Origin of the sequence: Clostridium sp. OM05-5BH (assembly GCF_003481505.1) — a bacterium.
In the GTDB taxonomy this organism is placed as follows: domain Bacteria; phylum Bacillota; class Clostridia; order Lachnospirales; family Lachnospiraceae; genus Otoolea; species Otoolea fessa.
On sequence record NZ_QULJ01000013.1, the window covers coordinates 27,821 to 49,289 of the forward strand.

The 21,469-nt window shown below is 49.9% G+C and carries 17 protein-coding genes and 2 tRNA genes; 2 read left to right on the plus strand and 17 right to left on the minus strand.

What is annotated here, in order from left to right; genetic code table 11:
• Nucleotides 1–224 precede the first annotated feature (224 nt).
• From DXB70_RS12840 to DXB70_RS12895, 11 genes are all read right to left on the minus strand, one after another.
• Nucleotides 225–1,376: a sodium ion-translocating decarboxylase subunit beta gene (locus DXB70_RS12840; protein WP_022360208.1), complete on the minus strand. Its 1,152-nt coding sequence runs from the start codon at nt 1,374–1,376 to the stop codon at nt 225–227.
• 63 nt (nt 1,377–1,439) lie between these two features.
• Nucleotides 1,440–1,796 carry a biotin/lipoyl-containing protein gene (locus DXB70_RS12845; protein ID WP_106999722.1) on the minus strand — a complete coding sequence of 119 codons (357 nt, stop codon included), beginning with the start codon at nt 1,794–1,796 and terminating at the stop codon, nt 1,440–1,442.
• Between the two features lie 28 nt (nt 1,797–1,824).
• The gene (locus DXB70_RS12850) at nt 1,825–2,625 is read right to left on the minus strand and encodes an OadG family transporter subunit (RefSeq protein WP_118472910.1); all 801 of its coding nucleotides are present in this window, start codon (nt 2,623–2,625) and stop codon (nt 1,825–1,827) included.
• Between the two features lie 964 nt (nt 2,626–3,589).
• Nucleotides 3,590–5,188, minus strand: coding sequence for a GH25 family lysozyme (locus DXB70_RS12860; protein WP_243027598.1), 1,599 nt, complete (start codon nt 5,186–5,188; stop codon nt 3,590–3,592).
• 415 nt (nt 5,189–5,603) lie between these two features.
• Nucleotides 5,604–6,314: a Bax inhibitor-1/YccA family protein gene (locus tag DXB70_RS12865; protein WP_107000382.1), complete on the minus strand. Its 711-nt coding sequence runs from the start codon at nt 6,312–6,314 to the stop codon at nt 5,604–5,606.
• 199 nt (nt 6,315–6,513) lie between these two features.
• Nucleotides 6,514–7,944, minus strand: coding sequence for an MATE family efflux transporter (locus DXB70_RS12870; RefSeq protein WP_118628891.1), 1,431 nt, complete (start codon nt 7,942–7,944; stop codon nt 6,514–6,516).
• 123 nt (nt 7,945–8,067) lie between these two features.
• The gene (locus tag DXB70_RS12875) at nt 8,068–9,345 is read right to left on the minus strand and encodes a peptidoglycan-binding protein (protein WP_279221363.1); all 1,278 of its coding nucleotides are present in this window, start codon (nt 9,343–9,345) and stop codon (nt 8,068–8,070) included.
• Nucleotides 9,346–9,467: 122 nt separating this feature from the next.
• Nucleotides 9,468–11,264, minus strand: a complete 1,797-nt coding sequence (locus DXB70_RS12880; protein ID WP_118673441.1) for an aminopeptidase P family N-terminal domain-containing protein — start codon at nt 11,262–11,264, stop codon at nt 9,468–9,470.
• Nucleotides 11,265–11,289: 25 nt separating this feature from the next.
• Nucleotides 11,290–12,711 carry a dihydrolipoyl dehydrogenase gene (lpdA, locus tag DXB70_RS12885; RefSeq protein ID WP_117795214.1) on the minus strand — a complete coding sequence of 474 codons (1,422 nt, stop codon included), beginning with the start codon at nt 12,709–12,711 and terminating at the stop codon, nt 11,290–11,292.
• 96 nt (nt 12,712–12,807) lie between these two features.
• Nucleotides 12,808–13,818, minus strand: a complete 1,011-nt coding sequence (asnA, locus tag DXB70_RS12890; protein WP_022360200.1) for an aspartate--ammonia ligase — start codon at nt 13,816–13,818, stop codon at nt 12,808–12,810.
• Nucleotides 13,819–14,060: 242 nt separating this feature from the next.
• Complete coding sequence (locus DXB70_RS12895) at nt 14,061–14,837, minus strand: HAD family hydrolase (RefSeq protein ID WP_118673442.1); 777 nt, start codon at nt 14,835–14,837, stop codon at nt 14,061–14,063.
• A gap of 542 nt (nt 14,838–15,379) precedes the next feature.
• Here DXB70_RS12895 and DXB70_RS12900 point away from each other — a divergent pair.
• Nucleotides 15,380–15,453, plus strand: a tRNA-Pro gene (locus DXB70_RS12900).
• Nucleotides 15,454–15,566: 113 nt separating this feature from the next.
• Here DXB70_RS12900 and DXB70_RS12905 read toward each other — a convergent pair.
• The 4 genes from DXB70_RS12905 to trkA all read right to left on the minus strand — a co-directional run bounded on the left by DXB70_RS12905 (nt 15,567) and on the right by trkA (nt 19,099).
• Entirely contained in the window at nt 15,567–15,791 is a 225-nt protein-coding gene (locus tag DXB70_RS12905; RefSeq protein ID WP_106999714.1) for a hypothetical protein, read from the minus strand.
• A 194-nt stretch (nt 15,792–15,985) separates the two neighbouring features.
• Nucleotides 15,986–16,276 (minus strand): hypothetical protein, encoded by a 291-nt coding sequence (locus DXB70_RS12910; RefSeq protein WP_022359095.1) that lies wholly within the window; start codon nt 16,274–16,276, stop codon nt 15,986–15,988.
• Between the two features lie 15 nt (nt 16,277–16,291).
• On the minus strand, nt 16,292–17,731 hold the full coding sequence (locus DXB70_RS12915) for a TrkH family potassium uptake protein (protein ID WP_118673443.1): 1,440 nt from the start codon (nt 17,729–17,731) through the stop codon (nt 16,292–16,294).
• Between the two features lie 9 nt (nt 17,732–17,740).
• Nucleotides 17,741–19,099, minus strand: coding sequence for a Trk system potassium transporter TrkA (gene trkA / locus DXB70_RS12920; RefSeq protein WP_022359093.1), 1,359 nt, complete (start codon nt 19,097–19,099; stop codon nt 17,741–17,743).
• 328 nt (nt 19,100–19,427) lie between these two features.
• On the opposite strand from trkA, the gene DXB70_RS12925 reads away from it, so the two are divergent.
• Nucleotides 19,428–19,498, plus strand: a tRNA-Gly gene (locus DXB70_RS12925).
• Nucleotides 19,499–19,714: 216 nt separating this feature from the next.
• Here DXB70_RS12925 and DXB70_RS12930 read toward each other — a convergent pair.
• Nucleotides 19,715–20,584, minus strand: a complete 870-nt coding sequence (locus DXB70_RS12930; RefSeq protein ID WP_118673444.1) for a M15 family metallopeptidase — start codon at nt 20,582–20,584, stop codon at nt 19,715–19,717.
• A gap of 269 nt (nt 20,585–20,853) precedes the next feature.
• Complete coding sequence (locus DXB70_RS12935; RefSeq protein ID WP_118673445.1) at nt 20,854–21,144, minus strand: phage holin family protein; 291 nt, start codon at nt 21,142–21,144, stop codon at nt 20,854–20,856.
• Between the last annotated feature and the right edge of the window lie 325 nt (nt 21,145–21,469).

A 21,469-nucleotide genomic window follows, 5' to 3' on the forward strand; every position in this document is an offset into this window, starting at 1 on the left:
TTTACGTCTTCCACCAGCAAAAAGCAAACTATTTCGACCGATTAAATTCGACAAAAAACGACGTTTGTTACTGTTCACACACGTGTGCCCAGCAACGGGATTTTCAGTTCAGAAAATTCCTACCTGCGAACAGCAACCGACGTTTGCATATAACAATAGGGCAGGATCCCGAAGAATCCCACCCTACTATATAAATACATTATTCAGAATAAATCTGCTCGATCCTATTTCACGCCAAAGATAGCCATGAATGTACCTGCTGCTACGGCAGTACCGATAACACCAGCTACGTTCGGTCCCATTGCGTGCATCAGAAGGAAGTTGCTCGGATCTGCCTCAGAACCAACCTTCTGGGATACACGTGCTGCCATCGGAACTGCAGATACACCTGCGGAACCGATCAGCGGGTTTACCTTACCATGAGTTACCTTGCACATAATCTTACCGAAGATAACACCTGCTGCAGTACCCAGAGCGAATGCAATCAGACCCAGAACTACGATCTTGATGGTATCCAGGTTTAAGAAAGCCTCTGCACTGGTAGTAGCACCTACGGAAGTACCCAGGAAGATAACGACGATGTACATCAGGGCGTTGGAAGCAGTCTCTGTCAGCTGCTTAACAACACCAGACTCACGGAACAGGTTACCAAGCATAAGCATACCAACCAGCGGAGCAGTTGTCGGCAGAATCATGCAGACAACGATTGTAACAACAACCGGGAACAGAATCTTCTCCAGTTTGGATACCGGACGAAGCTGCTCCATACGGATCTCTCTCTCCTCTTTGGTGGTAAGGAGTTTCATGATCGGCGGCTGGATAATCGGAACCAGAGCCATGTAGGAGTAAGCTGCTACGGCAATCGGTCCCATCAGACCTGTCTGACCAAGTTTACCAGCCAGGAAGATAGAGGTCGGGCCGTCTGCACCACCGATGATGGAGATAGCAGCCGCAGCCTTATCGTTGAATCCCATGAAGATAGCCATGAAGTAAGCGCCGTAGATACCGAACTGAGCAGCTGCACCAAGCAGGAAGCTCTTCGGGTTAGCGATCAGCGGACCGAAGTCTGTCATCGCACCGACACCCATGAAGATGAGGGATGGTAAGATACTCCACTCATCCAGTAAATAAAAGTAATGTAAAAGTCCACCAACTCCGTTCGATGAGTCTTCAATCGATCTCATAATATCCGGATAGATATTTACAAGCAGCATACCAAAGGAAATCGGAAGAAGCAGTAACGGCTCGAATCCTTTTCCGATTGCCAGATACAGGAAAATCAGCGCTACGAAAATCATAACGATGTTTCCAAATGTCAGGTTTAAGAATGCTGTCTGCTGAAGAAGATTGGACAATGTAGTTGTTATATATTCCATATTAATTCCTCCAAACGGAATAACATATCCCGTATTTTTTCAGCCAGTTTTATAAAAATTAGATTAGTTTAATGTAGCAAGAACTGCGCCCGGTTCTACCATATCGCCTACTGCAACATTAACACTGGCAACGGTACCGTCCTGAGGAGCTACGATCTCGTTCTCCATCTTCATAGCTTCCAGAAGCAGGATAACCTGACCACGTTTTACAGCTGTGCCAGCTGCTGCCTTAATACCAAGGATCTTACCTGGCATCGGGGATGTGATGGTTACGCCGCCTGCTGCCGGTGCTGCTGCTGGAGCCGGTGCTGCTGCCGGTGCTGGAGCTGCTGCTGGAGCCGGTGCTGCTGCGCCTGCAAATCCCTCTTCTACGGTTACCTGATATGCTGTACCATTTACGGTGATAGTATAATTCTTCATTTTAAATTCCTCCAGATTTTATCGATGATTATTTACGTGTAATGGAGCGGATATTTACGCTGTCTGCCGGTACGCCGGTTGCTGCTGCGATCGCTGCAGTGATAACTGCTACCAGTTCTCCATCGTTTGCCGCATTGCCTGCTGCTGGTGCTGCGGTACGTGCCGGCGCTGCTGCCGGTGCTGCAGTCTGTACAGGTGCCGGTGCTGCTGCCGGTGCCTCTGCTCCTGCTTTTTTAGCCTTTACATTTGCCTCAATCTCGTTAACCTTCTTGAAGCTGCTGATAATTAAGCTGATGAAAATCAGTACCAGGAATACGGTACCCATACCCATCAGGGTATTTAATGCTGCCTTCTCCATCTTCTCACCGAAGCTGTAGTTTACAACAAAGGATAACTCGGTCGGTACCAGAGAAGTACCGCCGTAGCTGCTTACGCTCTCCTCAGCGGTCAGGGAGAAAGTCAAGTCTCTCTTCTCAAAGGAAGCCTGAACAACTGCTGTGTAGCTGTCATCATCGGCGCGCTCTACGGTCACGCTCTGAACCTCACCCATCTTGCCTAAATCGTCCTTAGAACTGGTCCAGGAAGAAATTGCAGACTCAATGACTGTGTTTTTCTGCTTCTCAGCCTGTTTCAGCTGTGCTGCCAGATCTTCGTCACTGTAGCTGGCGAACTGCTCCAGATAGCTCTTAGCGCCATCGCTCATGGTCTGCTCGATCTCCGGAGAAATCGGCTCTACCGCTTCTTCAGAAGCGCTACCACAGGCGGACAGAGCGAAAAAGCAGACTGCCATGCAAAGTACAAGCAGCATTCTTTTCATATTCTGTTTCATAAATGTGTCACCTCGTAATTAGATCGTTCCATGCTTTGACGGACGTCCCTCTTTCTTCGTGAATCATATCCTGACAGCATCCATGTTTCTTTCATGGCGCCATCCGTGATACTTCCCACCTATCTGTGTTTGCAGGTGTTTTTGCAAAATTTCCAGAGCTTGTCATCCACTCCGGGAATTCTCCATCTGACACGCTGCGGCAGCAGAGGATTGTACACTCTCCTCTGCATACATAAATGGCATGCACTTCCGTCTATGCGAATCCGACTTTAATAGCCATGCATACATAAACATCTGTACCACTGACTTGTTATTCGATTCTCACATAAGCGCTGTCCGGTGCCTGACTGATGACAAACACTGCCCTCATCCCTGTTTCCGGAAATGATTCCGGCAGCCAGCCGCACTGACATCCCTTTTTTAGCACTACAACTCCGCCGACGGTTCTGATTATATAATCATTATACAATATGTAAAAACACGCTGCTTCCATGCAGTACTAAATCCGGAATCTGCATTCTCCGACCTTTCCCTGCCTGCGTCTTAGCGCAGCTGTCTGCCTGCGAACCACTGCTTTCACAGTTTCCTGCTGACAAACGCCCCCGCTTTCGCACTACTTCTGTGCCCGCCATCCCGATTCTGCGCTTTTGCCGATATAACGCATACCGAGGCTCTTCCTAATTTGCAGCCAGAAGAGCCTCGCATCTTTCGTCAAATCCGCACCGGAACAGCCGCAGCTTATCTTGCACATACAGTTGATATAGCAGTTTGAAACGTCATGTTATGCCAGATTACTTATGCTGGTTTCCTCCATCCCATAAGCAAGTCCATTTTTTTGCCTGTTTAACATTGTATAATGAGGTCGGCAAAAAAGCAAGTTATTTCCGTTCGAATTTGTTTACTTTTTCATTTTTTTAACTGAATCAGCTCCAATATCTGGGTACTGGTTCAAATCATATTTATATTATACCCCTGCCGGACCGGACGGCTGCACCGGTGACTGGCTTCCGGTTATCGGAGTCTGTCCATCCGTCGAACCGCCATTTCCCGCCGCATTCTCCTCCGGCAGAACTACCGTGCAGCTTCCGTCTGCCGCTGCCTGCCAGGTATTTCCATCCATCTCGAACGTAATACCTGCATACATCGCGCCGCTGGCATCCAGGTAATATTTCTTACCGCCAAGATCCAGCCAGCCGGTCCGCATCACGCCGGACTCATTCATGTAATACCACTTTCCGCCGACTACCTGCCAGCCCGTCGTCATGGCGCCGGAGCCGTCAAAGTAATACCAGCTTCCGCCCAGGTTCTGCCAGCCCGCCTGCATCGCGCCGGATGCGTTCAGATAATATTTCTTGCCGCCTGTCTCCAGCCAGCCGGTCTGCATCAGACCATTGTCCGCCATGAAATACCAGCTTCCATCGACCGCACGCCAGCCCGTCGCCTGTTCGCCAGATGCGTCAAAGTAACGCCAGCCGCCGTCCAGCGTCTTCCAGCCGGTAATCATATGACCGTCCGCCTCCAGATAATACTTTTTGCCCGAAAGCTCCAGCCATCCTTTAGACGGATTGCCCGCCGCATTCATATAGTACCAATTCTGACCATCGTTGATCCACGCCGCTTTCTGCATCACATGGTTCTGATAATAGTAACGGTTCCCCGCGATCGTCCGCCAGGTATTGCCCGGAATGATCTGCGTATAATCTTTATACAGATAATCAATATCCACATTGCCGTTCACGCCCTTGACCGAACCGGTGTTGGACGCCTGCCACATCGAGGTCTTTGAATATGTATACTTCTGCTGGTATTTTGCCACCCATATATCATACGAAATCTTCGACATATCGATCTTATTGGCAATCCAGTATTCATTTGCATAGACCATCGGATAATATCCTGCATCCTGAATCCGCTTACAGAACGCGTTGATCACATCGCTGACCTGAGACTGCGTCAGGGTTCCCAGCGTATTAGCATCCTCGGCATCAAAGACAACCGGGAAGGAGATAGGATAATCCTTGATAAGATTCAGGACAAAATCCGCCTCCTGCTGCGCCATTTCGACCGAAGTCGCATACGAATAAATGTACGCGCCCAGCCGCAGCCCTGCCTGGCTCGCATTTGCCGCGTTCATAGCGAAAAACGGATCCACATTACCGCGGAACCGGGTTGCCAGCATCGCAAACTGTACATTATCCGATGCCACCTGGCTCCAATTTACATTCTGCTGCCAGTAAGACACATCCACGCCGCGCGCAATCGCACCGATCCCCTCATTCTCCGTCACCCGGTACACGCCAAGCCCCGATGTGACCGCGCTCACACCTCCATTGGAAACAGAAGTCGAACCGCCAGAGCTGCCTGTACTTCCCGAATTGGAGCTGCCCGAACCGCCGCCCGGCCCCGCATTCGAGGATGACGATGTAAGAGAAGAATCTCCCGCCGGTCCTGCCAGCGCTGTCATCGGCTGAAAGCACAGCGCTGCTGCCAGCATGCCAGCCGCTGCCCGTGAAAGCACACGCGCGCGCCCCATCCTTTTTTTGTTCATTCTATTCCGATTCATGCCAAAAAACCTCCTTGATTATCCTTTTATACCTGTTGTCTGTTCACCATTTATATACATTTCCCCGCCTGATCCGGCGGGGGCATATGCGAAACAAATATGGTTCATCCACACACTGTGTAACCAACAGCAGAACATTTCCTATTATAACCTAGTTTAACAGATACTCCCCATCCACTTCAATAGAGAAACTTTAAATAAAATCTGTCAAATTTATTACAGAATGCTTCCCTTTCTGCTAAAAGAATGAAGCCGTCCATGCCAAAAACAGGATTTTCAAGCAGAAAAACACAATAATGCCGGAACAAAGCTTTCCCCCGTTCCGGCATTTCATTTTTGCATATTCAGTTTTCCGAAAAATTCCACTTTTCTTTATTCCTGCAAAGGAACCTCTGTTCTCCTGAAAGATTTTTTCCTATTTCCGATTCCGGTTCATCAGGCGGATAATGTACAGAAACAGGTTGATAAAATCGAGATACAGCTGCAGCGCTGAGAATACCGATGCTTTCTGAAGCAGCTCCGGATCCGCAGAGAAAATCTGGTAATTATCCCGGATCTTGGTTGTATCATAAGCGGTAAAGCCTAAGAATACCACGATACCGGCATAGCAGAGCACTGTCTCAAAGCTGCCTAGATTTAAAAACATTGAAAGCAGACCAAAGAGAATCAGAAACAGCAGTCCGCCAACAAGCAGTGGACGGATTCCGCTCAAGTCCAGCTTGAAGATCAGGCTGACACCCGCCATCATTCCGAAGAACAGCGCGGTCGCTGCAAATACAAACACCATCTCCACAACACCGAAGATCAGGAAATACATCGAGAAAACGACGCCGTTTAAAGCTGCATAGAATAGAAACAGCCCTCTCGCCGCTCCCACCGATAACTTGTGAATCCGGGCACTCAGCCAGATCACCGTCAAAAGCTCCAGTCCCGTCAATGCGAGGGTCGCATACGGAACCTGAAATACATACAAAATCGCTCCCGTCACGTATCCGGCTAATGCGATGCCAAATGTCACAAGAAGCCCTGCAAACATCCATAAATATGTCTTCGCCACATACTGTCCCAGTGTCTCATGGCGTTCCCCCGCCATCTGCCAGGACTCATTCATTGGTTCATAGCCCATAATTCTGCCTCTCTTTCTGACCAGCGGCAAGTGCCTCTGCCCTCTGTTTCGAATCTCCGTTTTATCTGCCGCTTGCGCGGCATCCATCCAGGAAGAAACACTGTCACCTATCTTTTGTAACATAAGAATATCACACTTTCTGAAAAAAATCCAGTACCACCCCGTTTTGTCAATCATTTTCGAAACCATGCATAACTATTTACAGGTTATGAAGCTCCCGCCTCTTTTTCTTCCACGGAAGCGGCACATTCCATTTTTTCAGCGCACTGAAAAAATAATAATAAATATTAAAGAGAACCGTTGTGATCGTCCAGGTCAGCGGATAGCTGAATACCACTGTCAGGATATCCGGGCGGATCGGAACAGCGATCAGGATCCAGACAACCCGCAGGACGCACACGCCCAGCGCCGTCATAATCATCGGAATCCAGCAGTCTCCCACACCGCGCAGTGCGCCGGAATAAATCTCAATACAGAGGTATGTCACAAATGCCGGCACCAGGAAGTGAAGAATCTTCATGCCGATCGCGATTACCTCCGCATCCGTTGTGAACAACAGATAAATATAGCCGCCCGTCAGATACAGGATCGTGCTCAGCCCCACCGTGATAATACAGGAAATTCCCAGGCAGACGTACACGCTGCGTTTCACACGGTCCAGCCGCCCCGCGCCGTAATTTTGTCCGACAAAGGTCGTGATGGAGATCCCAAGCGCATTAATGATCATCCAGTAAGTGCTGTCGATCTTTCCATATGCAGCCCACGCCGCCACCGTGTCTGTTCCCAGTGCATTGACGCTGCTCTGGATCACGAGGTTGGAAAAGGAATACATAACCGACTGGAGTCCAGCCGGAAACCCAATCCGGATGATCCGCACCAGAATCACCGGTGTGATCCGCGTTTTCCGGATCTCAAACCGGTACGAGCCATCCGCACGCATCAGCGTTCCCAATACCAGACACGCGCTGACCACCTGAGAAAGGATCGTCGCCACCGCCGCACCACGCACGCCCATCCGAAGTCCTACTACAAACAACAGATCGAGCGCAATGTTTGTAAAACAGCTAATCACAAGGAAATAGAACGGTCTTTTGGAATCACCGATCGCCCGCAGGATTCCGGCCCCCATATTATATAAGAGGTTCGCCGTGATTCCGACAAAATAAATGTGCAGATACCCGCTTGCATTGTCCATGATATCCTCCGGCGTCCCCATCAGGCGAAGCGCCGTGTCAGAAAAAAGGAGTCCGCCAACCGTCATGAGGATACCGCACAGCAGCGAAAAGGCAATCGCCGTGTGGACTGCCTCGCTGACCCGCTGACCGCGTCCCGCCCCGTAAAACTGGGCGATGATAACTGTCGCACCCGAAGAAAGTCCTACAAAAAAGCCAACCAGCAGGTTCGTAAGCATCGATGTGCTTCCGCCGACCGCCGCCAGCGCTTCCTTTCCGACAAAACGGCCTACTACCACCGCATCTGCCGTATTATAGAGCTGCTGAAAAAAAGTTCCAAATAAAATAGGGAAGAAAAATAGCAGAAGCTGTTTCCAGATCACTCCCTCTGTGATCGCATTTGCCCGACCAGTCCCCCCGGTTTGTCTGACTCCCTCTTCCCGTCTGGTATCTTTCATCCAATCCACCCCCTCTTATGTTCTTTGTCTCTGTTTCCTGTATGCATCCTGCTCACAGATATTTCACCTATAGGAATTCATATGTCTTTTCGTTATTCTTCTCCCGCAAATCCCATTTTCAACTCAATTCAGCTCCGCAATCCGCGAGATCCCCACATAGATATGAGAAATCTTGTACCAGGTGGCAAAATCCACCACGCCCGTCTGTGGAAGTCCAAACACCGACTGGAACGCCCGTACGGACGCCTCCGTTCCGGATCCGTAGATCCCGTCCGGCGTAACCCGCGGGATCGCTGTATACACAGTCGCCACCGCGTCAAGCTGCTGCTGCAGCTGCCGCACCTTATCGCCGCTGGACCCCACTTTAAGCGGTTCCCCCGGATAGGAGATCGGGATTCCTGATATCTGTTCCGCAGTGTTGATGTAAATACTATTTCCATAGAAGCGCCGCAATATCTCGATCGCGCTGTATCCCTGTTCTCCCAGACTGCACGAACCCCACTGGGTCATCCAGCCCGGGCAGGACACCCGCCGCCCGTCGCAGTACTGTGTCAGAATCGGCTGCCGCACACCGGGGCGGGACAGATAGTTGTCAAAAATGTCATCCACCACCTCTGAGATCGGCTCAAAAATATCGCGCCCGTAAATCCATTTGTGATCGAATGCCGTTGAGGATGTAATCGTAAAATCGTAGCCCTGGTTCCGATACCACTCCGTATACACCCGGTTCAACGTAAACGACATGATTGCCAGCACATTAGCGACGATTGTGCTGCGCGGCCAGGTCGCATAAATCTCGCTCGATGCCACGTTCTTGATATAATCCCGGTATGCCACATAGTAATCTTTTGCGGACGCATTGGTCGGTGCACCGTCATGCACGACGATCGTCTGCGGCACCACCACGCGGCTCAGCACGATCTCTCCGCTCTCCTGCACTGGTTTTACCTCATCCTCGGCAATCTTGGGCGGATAGGAACCATATAAGGTATGGTCCGGAATCTGGATATTCTCCTCCGCTCCGGTCTGAGCCGGAAGCGGAATCATCCGGATCGGCTGGACTGCCAGCACGCCCGCCAGCACCTCCGTTCCCTTTACCTTCACCGGCCCATAGCCCTCTGCCCGCACTTCCACCGTATAATCCGCATACGGCTTTTCCCGGTTCTGTTCTTCCAGTGAAAGCGACGCAGGAGGCGCCGCTACCGCAATCTCCTCCGTCTGCCCGGATAAATTGGTTCTAAGCACTTCCTGCGTCTGTCCTGATTCTCCATAGCTGATCGAAGCCTCTGCTCCCTTAATTGGAAAATTGTTTTCACTGTTTACCACATCGATCCGCAGATAGCCGTCCTGCATTCCAGTTGTCTCACAGATTCGGACACGGTCGAACGAATGATAGCGCATACACGCAGCCTCGCATTTATTTTACATGGTCATTTACAGTTTATATCCGGCATCTTTTATCTATGCCGGTTTTTAACCGCTTTTTTAATGTTTTACTGCCGTATCTTCCTTGTTTTCCTCTTCTAAATTGCTCGCGTCGCCTCTGCCAGCCACATCTTCTCTTCCTCCATCATATACGGAGACAGCTTCTCATACACGCCCTTATGGTACGCGTTCAAAAGCTCGCGGTCGCGCGCTTCCATAAGCGATACATCGATCGTGTCCAGATCAATCGGAACCCAGGTCAGGTTTTCAAATTTCATGAACTGACCAAATTCATTCTTCACATCTTTCACACAGAGCATCAGATTCTCCGTCCGGATGCCAAATTTTCCTTCCAGATAAAGCCCCGGCTCATCGGAGGTAACCATGCCTTCCTCCAGAACCGCATTTTCAGCAGGCGATGTGAGCAGCCTCCATCGGATGGAATTCGGGCGCTCATGCACACATCCCAGATAGCCGACACCATGCCCTGTTCCATGGTTGAAATCCAGACCGTTTCTCCACAGGAGTTCGCGCGCAATATAGTCCAGGTTGATACCGCGACAGCCATACATAAACTTCGCATCCAGCAGACGCAGCATCGAACACGCCACCAGCGTACAGCAGCGTTTTTCTTCCTGCGTGATCGGTCCGACCGCGATGGTACGCGTCACATCCGTCGTTCCCTCATAATACTGTCCGCCGGAATCGACCAGATACAGCCCCTTATTCGGCACACTGCTCTTCTCTGTCTCAGAGGCCGTATAATGGCACATCGCCGCGTTCGGTCCCCACGCAGAGATCGTCGTAAAGCTCATATCCAGGCAGTTTTTTTGTTCCAGGCGCAGCTTATCCAGATATTCCCCTGCGGTCCACTCGTCCAGTCCTTTTTCGCCTGCATGTTCCTTCACCCAGCGCAGGAAACGGGTCAATACCAGACCGTCCTGCACATGCACACGGCGCATATTTTCCTGTTCCACTGAATTTTTGACTGCTTTTGCCGCTGCCGTCGGATTCATCGCCTCGATCACTTTCACGCTCGCATCCAGGCACCGGAACAGACGGTAATTGATCTTCGACTTTTCCAATAAAACTCGCTCATAGCGGAATGCGGATGCAATCTGGTATACCGCCTCATATGGCATGATCCGAACGCCCAGTCCATGCAGATAGGCACGTACTTCTTCGTTCAGCGTCTTCTCATGAATAAAGAGGAATAATTCCTGTTTTGTTACAATCAAGTAGGACAATACAACCGGCGTATGTACAATGTCATCACCCCGGATATTTAAAAGCCACGCGATATCATCAAGACTCGTCAGCAGATGCACCGTCGCCTGACGCTTTTTCATCTCCCCGCGCAGATCTGCAATCTTCTCCTCCGCCGATTTTCCCGCATACTTCTCTTCCAGAATCCAGACCGGGTTCATCGGAAGCGCCGGGCGGTCGTCCCAGATGCTTCCAACCAGATCCTCACCCTCCGAAATGCGTACCTTTTTCCCGGACAGTGCTTTCGCGATGCGCTCGCCCTCGGCCGTATCGACCACTCTGCCGTCAAAACCCAGAACACCCTGTTCCGGCATATGTTTTTTCAAAAATTCCAGCGTCGTCGGCACGCCCTCCTGACCGGAGCGGTAAAGTTCCACCCCGCTGCCGGAAAGCTCTGCTGCCGCCTGCACAAAATATCTGCCATCCGTCCAGAGACCTGCGTCCTCCATCGTAATGACCGCCGTTCCCGCCGAACCGGTAAAGCCTGTCATATATTTCCGGCATTTGAAATACCCGCTCACGTATTCCGAGCCATGGAAATCCGATGTCGGAATCAGATATGCGTCCATTCCACGCTCCGCCATCTTCTCGCGAAGCTGTTCAATTCTCGCCCGAACCTCACGTCCCATTTTTCTGCCTCCTGTTGTTTCTCTATTATCCATTTTTCAACGCATCTTTGATCGCCTCCGTGATCGCCTCACTGTACGTCGGATGCGCGCGCATCGCCGTCGAGAGCTGATATGCCGTAAGACCGTTGGCGATCGCCGTTGCCATCTCTCCGATCATGTCCGTCGCACGCGCACACATGATCTGCGCCCCGATCAGCGTGTTGGTATACGCCTCAAAAATCAGGCGCACAAAACCGCGGCTGTTTCTCGCCAGAAGCGCTTTTCCATTTTCCGTCATATATGCCACACCGCACTTGATCTTCATATTATAAAGGCGGGCGTCATTTTCCGTAAATCCAACCGCCGCAATCTCCGGCTCCGTATAAATACAGGTCGGCACAACCGGAAGCACGACATACATACCGTTCGGCACGACCGAAAGCTGCATCCGGTGTCCGCGTCCCGCCAGGTTTTCGACCAGATAAGCCGCATGGGACGCTGCCACATGGGCAAGACGTTTCCGCGCCACGGTATCGCCGATCGCATAGACATTTTCCTGCGTCGTGCGGTAGGTTCCCTTGATGAGCGGACGCCCATTTTCCAGCTGTACCTGACAATCGTCCGCCAGAACCTTCGACATATTCGGGCGTCTGCCGACTGCCACCAGCACGCGGTCCGCCGGGCTTTCCTTCCAGCCGCGCTCACAACGGTAATTGACCGACACCGTGTCGTTGCCGCGATCCTTGATCTCCATGACCTGTACATTGCAGTGGACTTCAATACCCTTAGAACGCAGATTTGCTTCCATCTGCTCGGAAATCATCGGATCCATCGACTCCAGCAGACGGTTTGCCTGCTCCAAAAGCGTCACGCGGGAACCGAGCGCCGCGAAGATCGTCGCGATCTCCACACCGATGACACCGCCGCCGATGACCGTCAGACAGTCAAAATTCCAGTCATCCATCCGCAGAATATCACGGCTTGTCATAACCTGCGGCAGATCAATTCCCGGGATATCCGGAATCACAGGGCTGGAACCGGTTGCCAGAATCACATTTTTTCCTTTCAGCGTCAATGCGCCTTTGGAGGTCGTCACACGCACCACATTATCCGCATGCAGGCGCGCATCGCCGTGAATCATCTCCACCTCCGCTTTTTCTAACATTCCCTGAATCATTGAGCGGAATGATTCCACGGACTCATTTTTATAAATCTGCATCTGCCGCCAGTCAAAGCTGACCTTCTCCGCCACGATGCCAAACCGGAATGCTTTCAACATATCCCGGTAGACTGCCGTCGCCTGCAGAAGCGCCTTGGCAGGAATACAGCCGGTATTGACGCATGAGCCGCCCAGCGCTTTTTTCTCGATCAGGACTGCATCCATCCCCATCGCCGCCGCACGCAGCGCTGCCGTATATCCCGCCGGTCCCGCACCGATAATAATTAAATCATAGATATGATCCGCCATATAAATATCCTATCCTCTCATTCTATGGGCTTTCCATTACACAAAAAACTGCCGCAGAAAATCACTTTCCCGGGCAGCTTTTCATCAATTTTATTTTTACAGCAGATGAATGTTGTGAGCCTCTGCCTCTGCGCGCACACCGTCCGGCCAGATCGACGCCTGCACCTCTCCGATATGTGCTTTCCGCAGGAAGAACATACAGATACGGGACTGACCGATACCGCCGCCGACTGTATACGGAAGCTCTCCCTCCAGAACTGCTTTCTGGAATGGTAGCTCCGCGCGTTCCTCACATCCCGCCTTTACCAGCTGCTCTTTCAGGGAATCCTCATCAACACGGATACCCATGGAAGAAAGCTCCAGTCCGATATCCAGAACTGGATAATATACCAGAATATCGCCGTTTAATTTCCAGTCATCATAGTCCGGGGCACGACCATCGTGCTTCTCACCGGATTTCATCTTGTCACCAATCTGCTCGATAAATACCGCACCGTGCAGCTTCGCAATCTTGTACTCGCGCTCCTTCGGTGTGCAATCCGGATACATATCTTCCAGCTCCTGGGTCGTCACAAATGTGATATTTTCCGGAAGATAACGTCCAATGTACTCATACTCATATGCCATATAGTCCTCGGTCACTTTCAGTGCCTTGTAAACCGAACGGACAATGGATTCCAGTGTCTCACGGGTACGATCTTTTTTACTGATGATCTTCTCCCAGTCCCACTGATCCACATAAATGGAATGGATGTTGTCTGTATCCTCATCACGACGGATCGCGCTCATGTCGGTGTAAAGGCCTTCACCTTCCTGAAATCCGTACTCTTTTAATGCCTGACGTTTCCATTTGGCGAGAGAATGTACAATCTCAGCCTTCCGATCTTTCTGCTCCAGAATCCCAAAGGATACCGGGCGCTCTACGCCGTTTAAGTTATCGTTCAGACCAGATTCCGGCAGTACAAAAAGCGGTGCGGACACACGGGTCAGATTGAGCTGTTTTGCCAGTTCTCTCTGAAAAAAGTCCTTGATTTCCTTGATAGCAACCTGTGTTTCTCTCAAATCCAATACCGGTTTATAACCAGCCGGAGTAATTAAATGTTCCATCTGTTACATCCTCTCTTTTTTCCCGGTGCGTGTCCGGTTCCCTGCCGCACTGCCGATTTCTGCAGCCGCAGTTCATCCTTTTAGTCAAAGCTTGCAGGCACGCGCCTTTTAAGTCATTTCTTGTTATTGTACTGCATGGAATTTCTACTCAAAGAAACTCACCTGTGGACAATAACCGTTTGGTAGCTATTATATCATTTATATAGGAAAATGGGAACAGGTAAAATAGGAAAATAACTTCTTTAAAATAAATGAAGGTGTTCGCACGCTTTATAAATTCCATCTTCCCCGATCGGTGCCGTCACGTAATCGGCTACTTTTTTAAGCGCATCCACTGCATTTCCCATCGCCACGCCGATGCCGGCTTCCTGCACAACCTCAATATCATTCATGCTGTCGCCAAATGCCACTGTATCGGAGAGATCTTCTTTTTCTCCAAAATACACCGCCAGCCTGCGGAGTCCGTCCGCCTTGGAATTGCCTTTCTCGACCACATCCGCGCCATGTCCGCTCGCAAACATCGGCAATTTCAGGGTCGGAAATTCCCGTTCCATCTCCTTCACCTGTTCACGGCTGCCGACAAACGCCAGTGTCCGGACCGGCATCGTGAGCATCTTCCACGGATCCCGGAACTGCCGCCCGCAGCTTCCCCAGAAGCGGATATCATTAGCCGCAATGATCTCCGGATGGATATAGTAATCTTCATCCCCCACCGTCATGCCGATTCCGAATCCCTTTTCATCGCAGAAACTCAGCACCCGGCGCAGGAGTTTCGGATCAAAGATGTGCTCAAACAGCAGCTTATCTCCCACTGTGATCTTCGTCCCGTTCATATGTACAATCGCATCCGGACGGACGATGTCCCGGTACGATGTACTGTAATAATTATCCATATCGCGCCCCGTTGCCAGCACAATCTTGTACTTCGGGCGCAGCTTTTCAATCGCCTCCAGCGCACTCGGTGTGATCTGATCCGTCCGGTGGTTTAAGAGGGTCATGTCTAGATCAAAACTTATCATGATGTTCTCCTTGGGGTTGGTTACTACAAAAGGTCACAGCCGAAGACTCTGCTATGACCTTTTCTTTTAATTATCCACGTTTTCATCATACCATTTTTCAAATTTGGAGTCAATATTGGGAAAATTTTCATTCTGTTGATCCATTCCATTGATTCGTAAAATTCCACTCAACCATCAAAATTACATCAAAAAACAAACATCCGGCAGCGAAAATTTAGAAGTCATAGTTGATTTTTGATGTAATTTTGATATAATGATATGCATATGATGTTGGGGGCAAAAGCTTTTGACCCCTCTGATACCGAATTGCTCTGCACTGCGTGCTCCCGCAATTCTCAAAAACATTCGCAATTCGCTCATTTTTCTTTGAAAAATGGCTACTTACTCATGTTTTTGGCGGGTCAAAAGGTCAAAAATTCTCCTGCAAGCAAGCTTGCGTCGAACTTCTGACCTTTTGACCCTGGTATCATGCATATAATATTTCAACAAATGGCGGTATATGTCAGCTGAACATTTGGCAAAGTACAGCTATGATTTATTTTCGGGGTATGGCGTAGCTTGGTAGCGCGCTCGGCTGGGGGCCGAGAGGTCGCAGGTTCAAATCCTGTTGCCCCGATTTTTAGCGTATTCTTAGAGTTCTTAATAACTGAAGGGAAGAAAGCCGGGCAGCTCTCACCGCCCGGCTTTCTTTCCCTCAGTTCACACCTCATGCAAATTGAATCGCCCTCTCTAGTTTCCGCAGCCACAGCCGCCATTATTGCCGCAGCCGCAGCCAGACTGGCTGTCTCTTCCGGCATCATAGCCATCCCGATAGCCGATTGCATAACCATCGTTGAAACCTCTCCGATAGGAATTTCTTCCGTTATTTCCACAGCTATTCCAGCCCCATCCATTATTTCCACAGCCGCCGCATCCTCCGCAGTGTCCACAACCATTACCCCAAGACCAACACATATGATAATCTCCTTTTCATTTTTCATTGATACTATATCATATGCCTGTCAACGCAAAGTGTGTCCCACTTCCCCGGAAGCCACACTGTCAGCCGTTTCAAGCATCTGTCCCAAAACAAGCCACCAGCCATTTTCTCTGCATCATGGCAGCAAAAATGGGCGCATGCCAGACACATCACGCCCACTTTTATCTACTTACACCCGGAAGTTCCGGCTCTTAAACACATACACATGTGCGAACAGTGTCACCAGCACAACTGCCGCCAGCACCAGATCGCCCGTACCGCCGCCCAGATGAAACGCCATGCCAAACAGCGACAGCGTATCAATCGCAAACAGCCATTTTTCAACTGCATACACCTTTTTCAGGTTATATTTCTTCGGATCGATCGAATCCGATATAAAAATCAGGAAATCTTTGCCGCAGAACAAATCAATTGTCTCTGCCAGTCCCAGACACCCCGTCAAAAAGAACAGTATATCCATCCGTATTCTCCTCCCCTAGAACCGTTTCCAGGTTTCCCTTGAAAACAGCAGAAGTAGCGGAAATATCTCCAGACGTCCTGCCAGCATATCAAAGATTAAAACCACTTTTGAGAAATTACTGAAAAACCCAAAGTTTCCGGTCGGTCCGACCAGTGCCAGACCCGGTCCGATATTATTAAACGTAGCCGTAACCGCCGTAAAATTCGTCACCAGATCGTATTCATCCAGAGAAATCAATAGAACAGATACCGCAAAAATGAGCACATACGCAACCATAAACACATTCGTCGAGCGCACAACCTCATGCTCTACGATCTTTCCATCCATTTTGATCTTCTCCACTACACTCGGATGCAGGTACTGCTTCAGTTCCTTTTTTACCGATTTAAGCAGAATCAAGACGCGCGACACCTTGATACCGCCGCCTGTACTGCCCGCGCAGGCGCCGATAAACATCAAAAGTACCATAATCGTTCTTGAAAGCTGCGGCCATTTATCAAAATCCACCGTGGCGTAACCGGTCGTCGTGATAACCGAACCGACCTGGAATGCCGCATCCTGGAATGCCTGCAGTGCATTGCCGCAGAGTGATACCGTATTGACTGTAATGATGCCAACCGCCGATGCAATGATTAGAAAATATGCCCGCACCTCCTGCATTTTAAAGGCCTGTCCTATTTTTCGCATCAGCAGGAAGAAGTAAAAGTTAAAATTCACTCCGAACAGAATCATAAACACCGTCACGACATTTTTCTGAAATGCCGTGTAGCTCGCCAGACTATCATTCCGGATTGCAAAACCACCCGTACCTGCTGTTCCGACCGTGATCGTGATCGCGTCGAAAATCGGCATTTTCCCAAGAATCAGAATCACAGCCTCGAGGATCGTCATTCCCAGGTAAATCTGGTATAACAGCTTCGCCGTCATCTGGACCTTCGGAACGAGACGGCTCACGATCGGTCCTGGGCTCTCCGCCTTCATCAAATTCATATGGGAACCGCCCACCATCGGCAGGACACTCAGAAGGAATACCAGAACGCCCATACCGCCAATCCAGTGCGTAAAACTCCGCCAGAATAATAAGCAGTTCGGCAGCTGCTCCACACTGCTCAGAATACTTGCACCGGTCGTCGTAAAGCCCGATACCGTCTCAAACAAGGCGTCGATCGGATTCGGAATATAGCCGCTTAATACAAACGGCACCGCTCCCATCACACTGAGTAAAACCCAGCTTAGAGAAACCGCCACAAAGCTCTCCGCCACATAAAAGATCTGATTTTTCGGTTTCCGGCGTACCAGAATCATACCAACCATCAGGCATACTGCCATCGTTGCCAGAAAGCACCATACCTCCGACTCACGGTAAATCAGTGCCACTGCCGTCGGAAGCGCCATAAAAGCCGCCTCAAAATTCAGGATCCAGCCTATGATATAAAATACAATCGAATAATTCATCTATGCCGCCTACTTTCTCAGGATGTCACGGATATCCCGCAGACCTTTCTGGCTCGTCAGGACAATCACTGTATCGCCCTGCTGGATGCAGTCCTGTCCACGCGCGATCTTGATATTGCCGCCGCGGTTGATGCATCCGATCAGCAGGTTGCTCTTGAGATTCAAATTCATCAGCGGAATGCCCGTCACTTCCGACTCCTCGCGGATCACAAACTCCAGTGCCTCCGCCCGACCATCGAGAATATGATACAACGTCTCCACATTGCTGCCGATCGTATTCTGCATCGCGCGCACATACTGTAAAATGTAGTCCGCCGTGATGTATTTCGGATAAATCAGACTTCCCAGGTCCAGCTTGCTGATCAGCTCGTCAAAAGCGATCCGGTTAACCTTCGTCACCAGCTTCGCGCTGGAATTTTCCTTCGCATACAGCGCAAGGAAAACATTTTCCTCATCCATATTCGTCAGGGTGACAAATGCCTCCGCCGTCATCAGCCCCTCTTCCAGAAGAAGCTGCCGATCCGTTCCGTCGCCGTTGAGGATCAACGCATCGTCCAGAAGCTCTGTCAGAACCTCGCAGCGCGCTTTATCTTTCTCCACAATTTTAACCCGGATCTTCATCGCCGCCAAAAGTTTCGCCAGATAATAAGCAATCGTACCGCCTCCGACAATCATCGTATTTCTGACCTGGTTTGTCTGGATGCCGATCTTGCGGAAAAATTCTGCCGAATTTGCCGGGGAGGCGATAATCGACACCATATCCCCGTTTTTAATCACAAATTTACCATCCGGGATCGCCACCTCATCACCGCGCTCAACACCTCCGATCAGGACATCGCAGCGGAATTGGCTGTCAATATCCATGACCGAAAGCCCGTCCAGCTTAAACTCCGGTTTTACCTTAAATTTCAGAAGCTCTACCTTTCCCTTGGCAAATGGATCGATCTTGATCGCTGACGGGAAGCGCAGAATTCTCGAAATCTCCGTCGCCGCCGCATATTCCGGGTTGATAATCATGGAAATTCCCAGCTGCTGCTTGATAAAGGTAAGCTCGTTGCTGTAAATCGGATTCCGCACACGCGCAATCGTGTGGCAATGCCCCACTTTTCTCGCAATCAGGCAGCAGAGAAGGTTCATCTCATCCGACCCTGTCACGGCAATCAGCATGTCCGCCGTCTGCACACCTGCCTCGATCTGCATGGAAATGCTGGCACCATTTCCCACCAGCTTGATCGCATCGATATCATCTGACACCCGCTGCATCCGCTCCGCAGACGTATCGATCATCACCACATTGTAATCCTCCCGGACAAGCTGCTCCGCCAGCGTCGTACCAACCTTGCCGCATCCGATAATGATTATATCCATAGTTTCCTCCGTTATTTTCTGTTTATCCGCCATACCGATACAGAAAATCTCTATTTTATATACAAAATAAAAAATGTGCCTTAACACTTTCCTATGACGGAAAAAGGGTGCCTGAAAACCGCGCCCTAATCCATACGGAATTATTATAACACCTTCTGCGAGTTTTTGAAATATAAATTGTGTTAAGAGGGCATTTTGTGGGTGTTTTGAATATATTTGTCTCTTTCGGTCCCAAAAGTGCCTACCCGTGTACAGTAACTTTCCTCCCTTTTTGGCAAGATAAATTTCTTGACTTTTTCAGAAAAAACAGTATACTTAATATATATTTGCAGATATGGTTCATCGGTAGAACGCTAGCTTCCCAAGCTGGAAAGGCGGGTTCGATTCCCGTTATCTGCTTTTTTTGATGGATGCGGGAACCCTTGTAAATGCTGGATTTTTCCTTTATTTACAAGGGTTTTTGGTGTTTTTGGAGCATCTACCACGAAAGCATATTTCAGTATAAAGAACCCCCTTTTCCGGGGAAATATCACACGAAAAAAGGGCTGTTTTTCCTTTATTTTCAAGGAATGACAGCCCCTTATTATGCGCTTATATTGTGTTTTTCATCATATTTTATCGTATGTGTCCGTCCTCTGCTATCCGATCTGCGGTAATCATCCAGCCATCCGAATCAAACGCATACGCCTGTCCGTCAATCTGGCAGACTGCATCGTGCCGGTAGGTGTACCCACTCAGCAGATACCACCAGCGCCCGTCCTGGCACACCCAGCCAGTAAGATACTTGCCAGACACCCAGCCGTCCGCAGTCTGGATCCACGGTGCGCCGCTGACAAAACACTTCCGGATCGGCTGCACCTGCTGATCCTTACTGTATCGCTTGCCAGAGTCAGCACCTGCCGGAGCTGTCCGGATGATGAGTGAGGACGCAGTGATGCTCAAGCCGTGTGCGCCGCTCTTGATGTCCTTGAGATCCGCCGCTCCGGCATCGCTGTCGGCTTTGACTGGCGCTACATCCATTTTAGGCCAGGTCTTTTTAAACGCCTCAAAGGTGCCGTAACGCTGTTTAAGAATGTTGGTGGCGCTGCCCCAGTCCGGCAGATAAAGATGTGGCTTGTCTACGATGCTACGCCAGTCTCCGCCCCAGGCAAGTCCTAAAGCTTTTGCCAGCTCTGCGGCCTTTTTAAACATACCTGTGCTGTCATTGTAGGCATCGTCTGACACGCTGCCATCGCCGTCCACATCCATCTTAAGATAAAAATCAAAGGCAATCCCCCACTGATGCTGACTGCTATAGCTACTGCCTTTGGCATTGGTTACAATGTTGCCAGGCTTGGTACGTCCTTGCGCGTACAGAGCGTCCTGCTCCGCCACCGTCCGCAGTGTCTCTCCGATGGCTACTGTGATACCCTCGGTCGCACAGGCTTTGATCCAGGCGGACGCAATGCGCTGGAGACGTGGATGACATAATGTGATATCTCTCATAGATTTGTCCTCTTTTCTTTATGATATGAAAAATATGACATTTTGTTTTCCGGGGGTATCTTGCAAAGAATTTTCGCATATACTATAATGCCGATAGGCTAAGAGATAGTAGTTGTCCATCACAGGCAACGACAAAACCCCCAAGGATCGCGACTCCTTGGGGGTTTTTATTCCTACTATCGGCTTTCGTCGATTTTCCCCTATTGTTGCGATGTCGCAACGGCAGCCATGCCCCGAACTGCCGCGGGAGATAGTCGGATCGCCTCCTTCTACTCTTCTTTTCCTGACTGCTTAAAAATCTGGTTTACATACGTAGACAATCCCGCCACAAGGACGCCCTGTGTAAGTGCCGTGAAAACTGCCAGCGCGATATCCTGACCACTGCCGCAGGCACAGGTGGCGAACACATAGATGGCACAAATCGCAACGCCAATCAGCCCATTAATGAGTGGGATGTATTTGTCTTTCACTGTCTCACTCCGCTTCAGCCACATCCCAATAAAGTACAGCACTACTGCTACCACAAGTAATTCCGGCTTTACATAATCTTTAATCTGCATACCTTATCCCTCCATCTGCTTTTCCAAATCTGCGATCCGATGGTTTGCTACCCGGATCTGTTCCTGCATCACTGCCTCGGTCTCCTCTAATTTATATGTACGCTCAATTACTGTATGAAAGCAATTATGAATGATGAAGTCATGGAACGACTGATTGATACGCTGATGTAGTTGCAGAAGAAAGAAAGCACCGATCTGCCTCTTTTGAAAAAGCAGCTTGCAGAAACGGAAAAAGGTATTAACAATATGCTCAACGCCAGTGAACCTCACATGGCTAAAGTCACGTGCTTCTCAGCCGTTTTAAACGGCAAGACTAAATATCGGC